Below are 14,537 nucleotides of genomic sequence, written 5' to 3'. Positions count from 1 at the left end.
GAGATCAAATAATGTTAGAGTCATGGCAAAGAAAACCGTAGCATCCTTACAGACAAAATCAAAGAGATTGAGCAAAGCCATAAAAATGGTAAAATCTCCTAAAACAGGCGCATATACTTTTGTAGAATCGGTGATGGATCCTTCATTGGTCGATAACTGGTTGAGCAAATAGTAAAAAGTTCACAATATTTTCATATATCAGCTACTTTCATATCGGAAGTAGCTTTTTGTTTTTATATCTTTGAAGGGTGTAAGGTCGTCAAAGCTATTTTTTCTTCCGGTAAACATGCCGGGAAGAGGGCAGTGTGAACTTCAGAAAACTGTCTGCAAACCTATAGCTTCAGGACCGTAATACGACAACCCAATAGTCCTGTCAATGAATTTATTTAAGAAAATATTCTCTTCAGAAAAAAAGGAAACCCTGGATAAGGGACTGGAGAAGAGCAAAACCAGTTTTTTCGGTAAGCTGAGCAAAGCGGTAGCCGGAAAGTCTAAAGTAGATGATGAAGTTCTCGATAATCTCGAAGAAGTCCTGGTGAGCAGTGACGTAGGAGTTCATACTACACTTAAAGTGATAGAGCGGATTGAAGAACGGGTTTCAAGAGATAAATACCTGGGAACGGATGAACTGAATCGCATACTTCGTGAAGAGATTGCAGGGCTGCTTTCCGAAACCAATTCCGGGGAAGCCACCGAATTCAGTGTTCCCGAAGATAAAAAGCCCTATATCATAATGGTGGTCGGTGTCAATGGAGTCGGAAAGACAACAACCATAGGTAAACTGGCATATCAGTTTAAGAAGCAAGGTAAGAAAGTTGTACTCGGTGCTGCCGATACCTTTCGTGCTGCAGCTATAGATCAGTTGCAGATCTGGGCCGATCGTGTAGATGTCCCTATCGTAAAACAGAGTATGGGTAGTGACCCCGCTTCCGTAGCTTTTGATACCCTGAAATCGGCAGTTACACAGGATGCGGATGTGGTTATCATCGATACGGCCGGGCGATTGCACAATAAGGTAAACCTGATGAATGAGCTGTCCAAGGTAAAAAGAGTCATGCAGAAAGTGGTGGAAGATGCCCCTCACGATGTGTTACTGGTACTGGATGGATCTACAGGGCAAAACGCCTTTGAGCAGGCCAGGCAGTTTACCAAAGCTACGGAGGTTACCTCGCTGGCAGTGACCAAACTGGACGGAACCGCTAAAGGCGGCGTGGTGATCGGAATATCCGATCAATTCCGTATACCGGTAAAGTATATCGGGGTCGGCGAAGGGATCGAAGATCTCCAGGTCTTTAACAAGTACGAATTCGTAGATTCTTTCTTCAAATAACATGGCGTATACTGCCCGGAGGAGCGCAGTATAGATCGTTAAACAGAAAGCCCGTTATGAAAATCATAGCGGGCTTCCTGTTTGGCAGTTTGTAGTCGATATGTTGCCGTAGTGCGGTTTTAGGAGTTGAAAATCAAATTCTTCTATAGCTCTTTTGCCGGACGTGCCTGCTGTATTCTTCATTACGAAAGAAAGTCAGCGTATCTCAGAGGTTTTGTGTCGCGACCATATTAACGTTAAATAGTGTTAATTGGGAGAGATGGATGTAACGAAAAGTGTTAATATTCGTCTCTTTATAATATACTAACATATTTCTGATAAAAATTAAATCGTATTTCTTAATGAAAAAAATTACTTTGACGCTGATGATCGGTCTTCTGACCGGGTTTGTATTTGCGCAGGACAATGCCCGTTGGCTGAGGTACCCTTCGATATCTCCGGACGGAAAGACTATAATCTTCGGTTACATGGGTAACCTGTACAAGGTAAATGCCGGTGGTGGTACAGCCACCCCGATTACGGTAGGTAGTGCCTATAACATGCGTCCCGTATGGAGCCATGACGGAAAAACTATAGCTTTTGCAAGTGACCGTTATGGTAATTTCGATGTCTACAGCATGCCTGCGACCGGGGGAACCCCGGTAAGGCTTACTTATAACAGTTCGGATGATTTTCCGTATGATTTTGCTCCCGACAACAGTACAGTGCTTTTCGGAAGTGGCCGTAATGCGCCCTCTGCCAGTGTGCGGTTCCCTATGGCAAGACTTTTTAATAACCTGTATACCATCCCCGTAGAAGGAGGAAGGCCTGTGCTTGTCACTGCGGCAGGAGTAAGTGAGGCCAGATATGACGGCAAAGGCAGCAGGATTGTTTTCGAAGACCGTAAAGGTTACGAAGATCCGTTGAGGAAGCATCACACTTCCGGAGTAACCAGGGATATCTGGATATTCGATACCAAGGCAAACAGTTACCGGAAAATAAGTAACTTCGATGGAGAAAACCGCGAACCGGTTTTCAGTTCCGATGGTCAAACGGTATATTATCTGAACGAAAAGGATAAAACCCAGAATATTTATGCCGTATCCCTGACGGATAATACCGAAAAACAACTCACTTCTTTTTCGGGTTTTCCCGTAAGACATCTGAGTATTTCAGGCGATAATACACTTTCTTTTACATGGAAAGGCGATGTGTACACCCTAAAGCCCGGAGGGCAACCGGTGAAGCTGGATATAAAAGTTATGGATGATGCGGCGTTCCAGGTCCTGGAAAATCTTGACATCAGTAGTGTAACCGAATTTGCAGTGAACCCCAACGGAAAAGAAATAGCCTTTGTAAATCGCGGTGAGGTATTTGTAACGGGGATCGATGATGCCAGAACAAAAAGGGTGACCAATACACCGGAGCAGGAAAGAATGATCAACTGGTCTCCCGACGGAAAGACCTTGCTTTTTTCCGGGGAGAGAGACGGTAGCTGGAATATTTATAAGGTTACGCTCCGCCGTCCGGATGAAAAATATTTTTATGCGGCGACTATTCTGGAAACCGAAGCGGTCATCGCAACGGAGGCTGAAGAGTTTCAGCCGCAATACGCCCCCGACGGAAAGAAAATTGCTTTTGTCGAAGAACGTAATATACTCCAGGTCCTCGATGTAGACAGTGGTAAAAAAGTTACCGTGCTGCCCGAAGGACACAATTTTTCGTATAGCGACGGTGACTGGTCGTTTCAGTGGAGCCCGGACAGCAAATGGTTGCTGGTAGACGACAGTAAAGGGTATTTTATAAGGCACAACACTGCCCTGATCAAGGCCGACGGTACCGGGGAGATATTTTATCCTATTAACGGAGGTTTCGGCGAAGATGCCCCTAAATGGGCGATGGAAGGTAAAATGATGACCTATATGAGTAGCCGTGAAGGTAGAAAATCACTGGCTTACCAGGGAAGCAGAGAATCGGATATCTACGCCGTTTTTTTCGATCAGGAAGCCTATGACCGCTTTGCGCTGAGTAAGGAAGAGTTTGAGCTTCTTAAAGAAAAAGAGGAGGAAGAAAAGAAAGATAAAGAAGAGAAAGAGGATAAAAAATCAGGAAAAAAAGATAAAAGGAAGAAGGAAGACAAAGACAAAACTCTTGTTCTCGATCTTGAAAACCTGGACAATCGTAAGGTGAAACTTACGATAAACAGTTCAAGCATCAGCGATTATGTGTTAAGTAAAGAAGGTGATAAGGTATTTTACCTGGCGTCTTTTGAGAAAGGGTATGACCTCTGGGTGACCGAACCGCGTACCCACGAGACCAAGGTACTCGCCAAAATGGGAGGAAGCCCCAGCGGTATTGAGATCAGTGAAGATGGCAAGACCTTATACCTGAGCAACCGCGGTAAGCTCGTTAAAGTAGATGCTTCCAGCGGAAAAGTGGAGAGCATAGCCATTGATGCCGATATGGCCGTCGATGCGGCTGCGGAGCGAGGCTATATGTTTGAGCACATGTGGAGGCAGGTGAAAAAGAAATTCTACGATCCGGAAATTCACGGGATCGACTGGAAGATGTATCATGACGAATATGCAAAATTTCTGCCTTATATTAACAACAATTATGATTTCCAGGAATTGCTCAGCGAGCTTCTTGGAGAGCTCAACGCTTCCCACACCGGTGGACGTTATTATGCAAGTGGAGCCAAAGGAGATCATACAGCCTCCCTCGGGCTGTTGTTCGACGAAACGTATAAAGGCGAGGGTATCCGGATTTCCGAGGTAATTTCCGGTGGTCCGCTCAACACTGCACACAGCAAGATACAAGCGGGTGATATTCTGGTGAAGATCAATGGTCACGAGATCGCTGCCGGAGAAAACTGGAACAAATACCTGTTGAATATCAGGGATAAAAACGTATTACTTACCCTCAAGCGTAAAGGAACTGCTTTCGAAGAGTCGGTAAAGCCCGTTTCACTCGGTGAAGAAAACCGTCTTATGTATCGCCGATGGGTAAAGACCATGGAGAAGATGGTAGATTCTCTCAGTGGCGGAAAACTCGGTTATGTTCACGTACAGGGAATGAATGACGGAAGTTTCCGGGATGTTTACGAAAATGTACTCGGTAAAAACCTGGACAAAAAAGCCCTGGTCGTCGATACCCGGTTCAATGGGGGAGGCTGGCTGCACGATGATCTCAATACCTTTCTGAGCGGTAAAGAGTATCTGAAGTTTGCCCCGCAAGGACATGTGGTCAAAGGAGGAGAACCCATGTCGAGATGGAACAAGCCGAGTATCGTGGTGATGAGCGAGGGAAATTACAGTGATGCCTTTATCTTTCCGTATGTGTACAAACAGAATGGTATCGGTAAACTGGTCGGGATGCCTGTAGCAGGTACCGGAACTGCGGTGTGGTGGGAACGCCAGATCGATCCTTCTATCATATTCGGGATACCTATGGTGGCTACGATAGGAAAAGAAGGGCGGCCTACCGAGAACCTGGAGTTAAATCCGGATATTCTTGTGCCGTTGCCTTACAACGATTTCCTGAAAGGGAAAGATACCCAGCTGGAAGCAGCTGTGAGGGAATTGCTGAAAGAGATAAAATAAAATAAGAAAGCCCGGCGCACTGTCCCGGGCTTTTTAATTTTTAGACGATACTGCATATATGTCGCGCATCTTCCGTACTTTTGCACTCCTAAATAAGGTAATGCAATGAGGACCAAGTCTCTGAAAAAGAATAAAATAAATGTAGTAACCCTGGGATGTTCCAAAAACGTTTACGACAGTGAAGTGTTAATGGGGCAATTGAAAGCCAGCGGAAAGGAAGTGGTACATGAGGATGAAGGGAACATCGTGGTGATCAACACCTGCGGTTTTATAAATAATGCCAAGGAAGAAAGCGTCAATACCATATTGGAATACGTTCAGAAAAAAGAAGAAGGTGCCGTAGACAAGGTTTTTGTAACCGGATGCCTCAGCGAACGTTACAAACCGGACCTGGAAAAAGAAATCCCGGATGTCGACCAGTATTTCGGTACTTCCGATCTTCCGGTACTTTTGAAGGCTTTAGGGGCCGATTACAAGCATGAACTGGTAGGAGAAAGACTGACTACCACCCCAAAAAACTATGCGTACCTCAAGATTGCAGAGGGCTGTGACCGTCCGTGTTCGTTCTGTGCTATTCCTCTGATGCGTGGAAAACACCGCAGTACCCCCATAGAAGACCTGGTTAAAGAAGCCGGAAAACTGGCCGAAAAAGGAGTTAAAGAGCTTATACTTATTGCGCAGGACCTCACGTACTACGGGCTTGACCTGTACAAAAAAAGAAACCTTGCCGAACTGCTTCGCGAGCTGGTAAAAGTAGACGGAATCGAATGGATTCGCCTGCATTATGCGTTCCCGACAGGATTCCCCATGGATGTACTTGAGGTGATGAAAGAAGAGCCCAAAGTATGTAATTACCTCGATATTCCCCTTCAGCACATCGCAGATCCCATTCTGAAATCCATGCGAAGAGGAACGACCAAAGACAAGACGACAAAACTGCTCCGTGACTTCCGGAAAGCTGTGCCGGATATGGCTATACGAACTACATTGATCGTCGGTTACCCGGGAGAGACCGAAGAAGATTTCCAGGTGCTGAAATCCTGGGTAGCGGAAATGCGTTTCGAGAGACTGGGCTGTTTTACCTATTCGCACGAAGAAAATACGCATGCCTACACCCTGGAGGACAATGTGCCCGAAGCCGTAAAGCAACAACGTGCCGCCGAGATCATGGAAGTGCAGTCACAGGTTTCCTGGGAACTCAACCAGGAAAAAATAGGAAAGACCTTCCGGTGTATCATAGATCGCAAAGAAGGAAATTATTTTGTAGGGCGTACCGAGTTCGATTCGCCCGATGTAGACAATGAAGTTTTGATCGATGCCGCGGTACACTACCTTCGTGTCGGGGAATTTGCAATGATCAGGATCACGGATGCTTCCGATTTCGATCTGTACGGAGAGCCTGTAGCAGAGGATTAGCCTGGAAGGGATGCAAAGAGGAACGAAATACGAGCTTATACCATCCGAAAGGAATGTTCCTTTTCTGAAATAAACGATCATAGCTTGTTAATTCTGTGTTTATTTGTTTTACCTTAGAAGTGAGTTTCGTGAAAGTACGGGCTTGAAATCCGTGATGATCTGTCTGTGGCATGTGCTGAAGAACAGACGGGTGTCCGAAAAAAGACCACCATGAAAAAACTACTGTTTCTTTGTATTGTCGTATTGATAAGTTCCTGTAAATCTTCGGAAAAAGAAGGGCTTAGAGATCTGACAGGTATTGCCGTAACGCCCATGCTGGAAGATTCCATGAGTGTACGGGCCATAGAAATCGTTTCCGAAAAAACGCTTTGGTTTGCAGACGATAAGGGACAATACGGATATTTCGATTTCAAGGGGGAGCCCGTTACATATGCTATAACCTACGACACATTGGTTCCGCATTTTCGCGCCATCGCTTCTAACGGTAAGGATGTTTTTCTGTTGAGTATAGGCAGCCCGGCGTTGCTGTACAAAACGAATAAAAGCGGAAAAGCTCATCTGGTGTACCGGGAAACCCATCCCAAAGCCTTTTATGATGCCATGAAATTCTGGAATGAGAAAGAAGGTATAGCCATAGGGGATCCTACCGAGGGCGGATGTCTTTCTATTCTGATCACCAGGAACGGGGGAGACTCCTGGTCGAGGATTCCTTGTGGTAAATTGCCATTGGTAATGGATGGAGAAGGGGCCTTTGCGGCGAGCAATACCAATATCGATATCGTGGGTGATGAAACCTGGGTAGCTACCGGAGGACTTCGCAGCCGCATATTCTACTCACCGGATAAAGGGAATAGCTGGGAGGCTTATAATGTGCCGGTGGTTCAGGGAGAGCCTACACTCGGGATGTACAGTGTGGATTTCTGGGACAAGCATCACGGTATTGCTATCGGAGGAGACTATACCCGTCCGGAATACAATACCGCCAATAAAGCCATAACCACGGATGGCCGAAAAAGCTGGACCCTTGTAGCCAGTAAAAAATATCCGGGGTATCGTTCCTGTGTACAGTATGTTCCTGGAAGGTACGGCCGGGAAGTCGTGGCAGCCGGTTTTGAAGGGATCTCATTTTCCCGGGATGGAGGACACCACTGGAAACCTTTGTCAGACGAAGGTTTTTACACCCTACGTTTTTTAAATGATTCCGTAGCCTACGCCGCTGGTAAAGGGCGGATCGCCAGGCTTGATTTCAAACAGCAGAACATCGATTGAAAAGTAGCGTAAATCCATTCGGATCGGATCTGAGGTCCGGAGCTTTCGGTATAACCGGTAGCAATGGTTGTATAATAACTTTTGATAACTTTTTATATACTGTTCTTATTAATTATTCTAATTTTGTTAAGCAATAAAACAAAGGAATTAACCATGTCAGACACAGTAGAAAGAATCAAATGTCTTATCATAGGCTCCGGTCCTGCGGGGTATACTGCAGCGATCTATGCGGCCCGGGCCGATCTTAAACCCGTGGTGTACACAGGTCTCGAACCCGGCGGGCAGCTTACCACAACAACAGAAGTAGATAACTTTCCCGGATATCCCGAAGGGATCGATGGTCCGGCAATGATGATGCAGCTGCAGCAGCAGGCAGAACGTTTTGGTACCGAAGTGCGTATCGGGATGGCTACGGCCGTAGAGTTCAGCAGTGAAAGAGGTGGTATCCATAAAGTAACGATCGATAATTCCAAAAAAATAGAAGCAGAATCCATCATCATAGCTACCGGGGCTACGGCCAGGTATCTCGGTTTGCCCAGTGAGCAGCGTTTGCGTGGAGGTGGGGTGTCTGCCTGTGCCGTATGCGACGGATTTTTCTATAAAGGTCAGGACGTGGCTATCGTAGGAGGTGGGGATACCGCTGCGGAAGAAGCGACCTATCTCGCTAATATATGTACCAAAGTAACCATGCTTGTAAGGAAGGGAGAAATGAGAGCTTCCAAGGCCATGCAACATCGTGTGGACAACACGGCCAATCTGGAGGTACGGTATTTTTCTGAAATCGAAGAAGTTATCGGTGATCAGGTTGTGGAAGGTATCCGTATCGTAAACAACCAGACCGGGGAAAAAGAGGAGATCAAAGTCACCGGGCTCTTTATTGCTATCGGGCATAAACCCAATACCGATATCTTTAAAGGACAATTGGATATGGATGAAACAGGTTACGTGCTCACCAAAGGGAAATCAACGAAAACGAGCAAACCCGGTGTTTTTGCCAGCGGAGATGTTCAGGATAAAGAATACAGACAAGCCATTACGGCGGCTGGTACGGGATGTATGGCTGCCCTGGATGCTGAAAGATACCTTGCCGAAGTAAAATCTCCGGAAGAGGTAGAGCACCAGAATTAAGTGGCTCTTCCCTGATGTAAGGAAGGCAGGTTATAAAAAAAGCGCGGTGAAATCGAATGTTTCACCGCGCTTTTTTTATGTGGTTATGGCAGGTTGTCCGAAGTTTATTTACCTGCGGCTTTCAGAACTTCTTTCAGTTGTTCCGGATCGTCCGAATACGGAGTGAGATCCAGCAGGTCTACCTTCCGGAATTCTATAGGATGGCTTTCGCTTTGCAGCGATATATAACCCTCGCTCAGCAATTCTCCGTCCTTTTTTACGGCCGGATCGAAATTGGAAACCGAACCTCCGCCAAACTGAGGTTTGTAATAGGTAAGCACCGTATCCTTCTCTACGATATGATGTATGATAGAGTCTCCCAGTACAAGCATGTCCATGCGAACCCATTGATCTCCGTGATATGTTTTGGAACTGGAATTCAGGCAGTGGTCGGTATACAGCGTATCGGCAATAACCACATGGGTTCCCGGGGTACAGAGATTACCCGTGGGGCGGGAATTGGAACCGTCACCTCCGAGTATCTGCGCCTCTATGGAGATCGGAAAATCCTGGTCTTTTCCCATACTTTCGGGCGATTGTCCGTGCAGCATAGCGCCACTGTTTCGCCATGCCCAGCCTTCACCGCCAGGAGCCTGTTCTCCGGTAAAACGATATTCTACCCGAAGCAGGTATTCGGAAAAAGGCTTGTCATAAAAGATATGTCCGTATTGCTGGTCAAAATCTTCGTACCCGTCATAACTCACTTTCAATAACCCGTCTTCCACACGAAACGTATTGGCATAATTGTCGCCGAGTTCATGCTTTGAGATTTTGATCTTCCAGTCGTCCAGATCCTTACCGTTGAAGAGGGAAATCCATTCCTGTGTCACTGCTTTACTTTCTCCGGCAGTATCACTGGCTGAGTCCTTTTTGGTCTTGGTCTGGCAGGAAATAATCAGGGCCCCGGCAAACAGGGTACATAAGAGTTGCTTCATGGTAGTATATCATTTTTTAATAAGTGATAAACTTACACAAAAAATTAAAATCTTTCAATAATTCGATTTTAATCTTGGTTAATAGTTAAAAAGAGTGAATAGTATGTTATAATAAAGTTAATATTATTTAATATTGTTATATTTGGGTACTTTGCTAAATATCAAACAAAACTAATTTATGAAACAACTATTACTTATCGCATTTGCGGTATGTTCCTGTTTTTCCTTTAAGGGATATGCCCAGATCAGCGGAACAATCACGGATGCAGAAAACAATACCCCGCTTCCGGGAGTGAGTATTGTCATCGTGGGGAAGTCCATCGGAGCGACTTCCGACTTTGATGGTCATTATACCATTCAGGCTGCTCCAGGAGACGAACTGAAATTTTCGTACATAGGGATGACCACGGTTACCCTCACTGTCGGAAATGATGAGGTCGTCAATGTGGCGATGAAAGAAGATGCCACACAGCTCGGGGAAGTTGTGGTTACGGCATTCGGTATGGAGAAACAAACCAAGTCGCTCGGATATTCGGTACAGCGTGTAGAGGCGGCAGACCTTGACCTGACGGGGCGTACCAATGCCCTGGAAGCACTGCAGGGAAGGGTGGCCGGGCTCCAGATCAACAAGACTTCCGGATCTGCCGGAGGTGGAGTGGATATCCTCATCCGTGGAGTAACCTCGGTAAACCCCGGGAGAGATAACCAGCCGCTCATCATTGTCGATGGAGTGGCGCTCAATAACGATACCTTTTCCGGAAATGTCAGCCCGAGTGCGGGATCGAATGCAACCAACAGCTCGGAACAATTTGCCTTTTCCAACAGGGCGGGAGATATAAACCCCGAAGACATAGAGAGCTTTAACGTGCTTAAGGGAGCGGCCGCAACTGCTTTGTACGGGATCAGGGCCTCTAACGGTGCTATTGTTATTACGACCAAGCGAGGTAAAAAGGGAAAACTCAAAGTAGGACTTGCAGCCTCTACCTCTGTCCGGGAAGTAAGGAAAACTCCAGAATTGCAAAAAACATATCGGGAAGGAAGTCCGACCAACATGGCTCCGGGCGCTGTAATAAATCCGGATGCGGAAGGCGGATATGATCGCTACGGTACAGCCTTCTGGACCTGGGGAGTTCCTTATACCGAAGATTCCTATACCTTCTCGGACGGGACAGTGGCAGACCTGAGTAACGACAGGTTTTACAATCCGTTCGACCTGTTCCGTACCGGGGTCAACACCCAGGTAAACCTGAACCTGAGCGGAGCTTCGGACAAAACGGATTACTACTTTTCTATGGGAAACAGCCGGGATAAGGGTATACTACCGGGAACGGATTATGAGAAGACGAATTTCAGGCTGAAAAGCGGCTACCAGATCACGGATAACCTCAAAATAAGTTCTTCCATAGCCTACACCAGGTCCGGGGGTTCCAGAGGTAACGGGGGTGATAAATCTATCTTCAGTTCTTTGGCCTACTGGCCGCTGTCTTTTAATATCAACGATTATAAATATCCCGACGGATCACAGAAAAACCCTACCAACGGAATTATAGATAATCCCAGGTATTTTGCAGAGACCAGTAATCTGCGCGATAAGGTAAACCGTTGGGTGGGCAATGCTATTGTCAACTGGTCTCCGGCATCATGGCTTTCCTTAACCTATTCCGCACAGGTAGATAACTACTCGGATGTGAGAAACCGTTTTGTTCCGTCCGACCTGGATGTCGGAACTCAGGTAGGGGGCTTTATCGTCCAGGAAAATATCAATTTTACAGGTTTGGAATCGAATTTCCTTGCCACGATGACACACGATATCACCGACGATCTCAAAGGGACGCTGACCCTGGGGCACCAGGTGTCCGATCTGAAAACAGATTACGCCTTTATTCGGGGAGAAGGGCTCAATGTTCCCGGAATTAACAATATCGATAACACCTCGAATATCTTTGCAGGAACCAATATTACCCATCTGAGAAATATGGGGATCTTCGGGGATTTTCGTTTGGACTATAAAGACCGGGTCTTCCTGTCCGTTACCGGGCGGAATGACTGGATATCTGCAATGCCACAGGCCAACCGGTCGTTTTTTTACCCGTCTGCAAGCCTGTCATACCTGTTTAACGATCTCATAGACCCGGCCAAAGAAACTTTTTCCTTCGGAAAAGTGAGGGTGTCATGGGCACAGGTGGGGAAAGGGCCTAACTTCGGACAGGTAGGATCGTATTTTGTAAAAGATCCGGATTTCCCTTTCGGAGGAGCAAGCGGATATCGGGCCCGGACGATTTACGGGGACGAAAACCTCGTTCCTGAGAAAAATAATACTTTCGAACTGGGTGGGGATCTTCGCTTTCTTAACAATCGTATCAGACTCGATTATACGTACTACAAGACCAATGTTAAAAACCAGATATTCCCGGTGAGCACAGCGTATTCGTCCGGGCTTTCTTCCGTAGTCCGAAACGCCGGAGACTACGAGACCTGGGGGCACGAGATGTTACTGATCGCTTCGGTGTTCGACGAAGAAACTTTTAAATGGGAAGCTACCGTAAACTGGTCTACGACCGGAAGTAAGGTCACCGCTATACCCGAGGATGTAGGTGAAATCGTTTTCTTTGAAGATATTATCACCGCACAGTCCAAGATAGGAGATCCCGTTGGGGCCCTCTATGGCTGGAAATTCCGCACCACTCCCGATGGAGAACGGTATGTAAATGCCGATGGTAAATGGGTGGTTACCGGGTCCGAGAACAACGGATATTATTATGAAGGGGGAAACCGGCAGGTTAAGGTAGGGAATGCCTTTCCCGATTATATCCTGTCTTTCGGAAGTAATTTCAAATGGAAAAATATCGGACTTAATTTCCTGGTGGAATACAAGGCAGGCGGCGATCTGTACGATCGCGGTTTTCGCAATGCTCTTCGTAACGGATTGCTGAAAGAAACGGAATTCCGGAACCAGAATACCGTATTACAGGGGATGACAGACGACGGTAGCGGAGGCTATGTGACCAACACCCGGGAAGTTCTCGTAGACGGTAATAACTTTTACCGTAGTGCAGCCAACTACAACTATGCGTCTGAAGTATTACTGGAGGACGGTTCGTGGGTGAAACTCCGGAATATCAACCTCTCTTACCAGTTGGCCGGTAGTTTTGTGAAAAAGATCGGGCTCGAGAGAGCAACGCTCAATGCCAGTGCCAGTAATATTATTATATGGACGCCGTTCAAAGGATTCGATCCGGAGGGAAACCAGTTTAGTGCAGGAAGCAATATTTACGGTTTTACCGGGCTCGTGGTACCGTTGACACAGAGTTATTCGTTTGGGATCAATGTTGAATTTTAAAAAGGAGAAGATGAAAAAGATATACAGATTATTGATCGTGCTCACGGGAGGGCTAACACTCCTCGGATGCAGCAGTGACTATTTTGATGTAAACACCCCTTCAGGTGCCGCTACGGAAGACCAGTTGCGAATGAATGATCTTCTCGGGCCATCCATCTATCATACCGTACTCGCACAATACTGGGCAGAGCGGAGTTTTGGTAATTATACCCAGTATTTTACCGGACAGACCGGAGAGGCGCTCGGACAGACCGAAATAGCAAGTACCTGGAGTAATACTTTTTTGTATGCCCTGCCCAATCTTAAGGTAATATGGGAGAAAGCAGAAGACCAGCAAGCCATACATTTCCGGGGAGTAACCAAGGTACTCATAGCAGTTAACCTCGGGCTTGCAACGGATAGTTACGGAAATATTCCGTACACCGAGGCTTCGATGGGAGTGGAAAATACCAAACCGGTATTTGATGAGCAGGAGCTGATTTATACGATTATTTCCGATCTCCTCGATGAGGCTATTGCCGATCTGCAGGCCGAAGATACTTCCGATTTTGTACCTACGGAAAGCGATGATCTTATTTATCGCGGCGATATGGACAAGTGGCTGAGAGCTGCTTATACCCTGAAAGCCCGTTACCAGCTACACCTTTCAGAGGTCAACGGTATCGATGCTGCGCTGGCAGCACTGGAAAGTCTTGAAAACGGGTTTACATCCAATGCGGATGATTTTCAGATGGAATATACCGAGCGAACACTCAATCCCTGGTATTCCAGAGAAGTGTTGGCGCGTAGCACGGGTAATGATCACGATAAAATAGGTGATCAGCTTGTGAGTTATATGAACGGGAATATTTATGCCTTTGAGAATAGCGCATTGGCTATAGATCCCCGGCTGCCCGTATATGCCGAAAATGCCGACGGAGAAGATGCCGAATGGAAAGGATATGTAAGTGGGGGACAAGGTGCATCTTCCGATGGAACCGATGCCAATACCAGTTTTGCGGAAGGCGGATTTTACAGCAGTATCGCCTCTCCGGTCGTAGTAATTTCTTATGCCGAAGCCCTTTTTATAAAAGCCGAAGCGGAATTCCTGGCAAACGGGGGTACTGCAACGAGCACAGGGGCTTCACAGGCAGCTTATGAAGCCTATCTCGAAGGTATAGCGGCCAATATGGATAAGCTGGAGGTAGACGGTAGCCTGTACCTTGCAGACGGGGCTATAGCAGTAGGACAGGATAACCTGATGCTGCACCATATCATGAAGGAAAAATATATCGCCAATTTCCTCAACCCCGAGACTTATGTGGATTTTCGCAGATACGATTTCTCCGATGAGGTTTTTCTCGCACTGGAATTACCGTTGAACAATGTAGACAGTGAATTTCCCGGGCAGTGGCTTTTGCGGGCGCAGTATCCTTCATCCGAAGAGATCAGAAACCCGGAGAATGTGCAGCTCAACAAGCAATCACCCGTAATCCCGGTATGGTGGGATCAGTAAAAAA

The 14,537-nt window shown here is 46.6% G+C and carries 9 protein-coding genes; 8 read left to right on the top strand and 1 reads right to left on the bottom strand.

Going from position 1 to position 14,537, the window contains the following annotated elements:
- Positions 1-22 precede the first annotated feature (22 nt).
- From BT112_RS01085 to trxB, 6 genes are all read left to right on the top strand, one after another.
- The gene (locus tag BT112_RS01085; RefSeq protein ID WP_072315448.1) at positions 23-172 is read left to right on the top strand and encodes a DUF4295 domain-containing protein; all 150 of its coding nucleotides are present in this window, start codon (positions 23-25) and stop codon (positions 170-172) included.
- Positions 173-376: 204 nt separating this feature from the next.
- Entirely contained in the window at positions 377-1,330 is a 954-nt protein-coding gene (gene ftsY / locus BT112_RS01080) for a signal recognition particle-docking protein FtsY (RefSeq protein WP_072315447.1), read from the top strand.
- A 341-nt stretch (positions 1,331-1,671) separates the two neighbouring features.
- Positions 1,672-4,911: a S41 family peptidase gene (locus tag BT112_RS01075; RefSeq protein ID WP_072315446.1), complete on the top strand. Its 3,240-nt coding sequence runs from the start codon at positions 1,672-1,674 to the stop codon at positions 4,909-4,911.
- Between the two features lie 105 nt (positions 4,912-5,016).
- Positions 5,017-6,327, top strand: a complete 1,311-nt coding sequence (gene rimO / locus BT112_RS01070; protein WP_072315445.1) for a 30S ribosomal protein S12 methylthiotransferase RimO — start codon at positions 5,017-5,019, stop codon at positions 6,325-6,327.
- Between the two features lie 210 nt (positions 6,328-6,537).
- The gene (locus tag BT112_RS01065) at positions 6,538-7,596 is read left to right on the top strand and encodes a WD40/YVTN/BNR-like repeat-containing protein (protein WP_072315444.1); all 1,059 of its coding nucleotides are present in this window, start codon (positions 6,538-6,540) and stop codon (positions 7,594-7,596) included.
- A gap of 153 nt (positions 7,597-7,749) precedes the next feature.
- A complete protein-coding gene (gene trxB / locus BT112_RS01060) occupies positions 7,750-8,724 on the top strand; it encodes a thioredoxin-disulfide reductase (RefSeq protein WP_072315443.1) in 975 nt (324 codons plus the stop codon).
- Between the two features lie 104 nt (positions 8,725-8,828).
- Here trxB and BT112_RS01055 read toward each other — a convergent pair whose 3' ends face one another.
- Positions 8,829-9,698 carry a 3-keto-disaccharide hydrolase gene (locus BT112_RS01055; RefSeq protein ID WP_072315442.1) on the bottom strand — a complete coding sequence of 290 codons (870 nt, stop codon included), beginning with the start codon at positions 9,696-9,698 and terminating at the stop codon, positions 8,829-8,831.
- 178 nt (positions 9,699-9,876) lie between these two features.
- On the opposite strand from BT112_RS01055, the gene BT112_RS01050 reads away from it, so the two are divergent.
- On the top strand, positions 9,877-13,038 hold the full coding sequence (locus tag BT112_RS01050; RefSeq protein ID WP_072315441.1) for a SusC/RagA family TonB-linked outer membrane protein: 3,162 nt from the start codon (positions 9,877-9,879) through the stop codon (positions 13,036-13,038).
- 10 nt (positions 13,039-13,048) lie between these two features.
- Positions 13,049-14,533, top strand: a complete 1,485-nt coding sequence (locus BT112_RS01045) for a SusD/RagB family nutrient-binding outer membrane lipoprotein (RefSeq protein ID WP_072315440.1) — start codon at positions 13,049-13,051, stop codon at positions 14,531-14,533.
- The last annotated feature ends 4 nt before the right edge of the window (positions 14,534-14,537 follow it).

Source organism: Sinomicrobium oceani (assembly GCF_900119185.1).
Taxonomy (GTDB): domain Bacteria; phylum Bacteroidota; class Bacteroidia; order Flavobacteriales; family Flavobacteriaceae; genus Sinomicrobium; species Sinomicrobium oceani.
This window is presented reverse-complemented; position numbering and strand designations above follow the sequence as displayed.

Bases quoted from the DNA above. Each gene is read 5' to 3' on its own strand.
- BT112_RS01085 (WP_072315448.1), top strand. From the start codon at position 23: ATGGCAAAGAAAACCGTAGCATCCTTACAGACAAAATCAAAGAGATTG.
- ftsY (WP_072315447.1), top strand. From the start codon at position 377: ATGAATTTATTTAAGAAAATATTCTCTTCAGAAAAAAAGGAAACCCTG.
- BT112_RS01075 (WP_072315446.1), top strand. From the start codon at position 1,672: ATGAAAAAAATTACTTTGACGCTGATGATCGGTCTTCTGACCGGGTTT.
- rimO (WP_072315445.1), top strand. From the start codon at position 5,017: ATGAGGACCAAGTCTCTGAAAAAGAATAAAATAAATGTAGTAACCCTG.
- BT112_RS01065 (WP_072315444.1), top strand. From the start codon at position 6,538: ATGAAAAAACTACTGTTTCTTTGTATTGTCGTATTGATAAGTTCCTGT.
- trxB (WP_072315443.1), top strand. From the start codon at position 7,750: ATGTCAGACACAGTAGAAAGAATCAAATGTCTTATCATAGGCTCCGGT.
- BT112_RS01055 (WP_072315442.1), bottom strand. From the start codon at position 9,698: ATGAAGCAACTCTTATGTACCCTGTTTGCCGGGGCCCTGATTATTTCC.
- BT112_RS01050 (WP_072315441.1), top strand. From the start codon at position 9,877: ATGAAACAACTATTACTTATCGCATTTGCGGTATGTTCCTGTTTTTCC.
- BT112_RS01045 (WP_072315440.1), top strand. From the start codon at position 13,049: ATGAAAAAGATATACAGATTATTGATCGTGCTCACGGGAGGGCTAACA.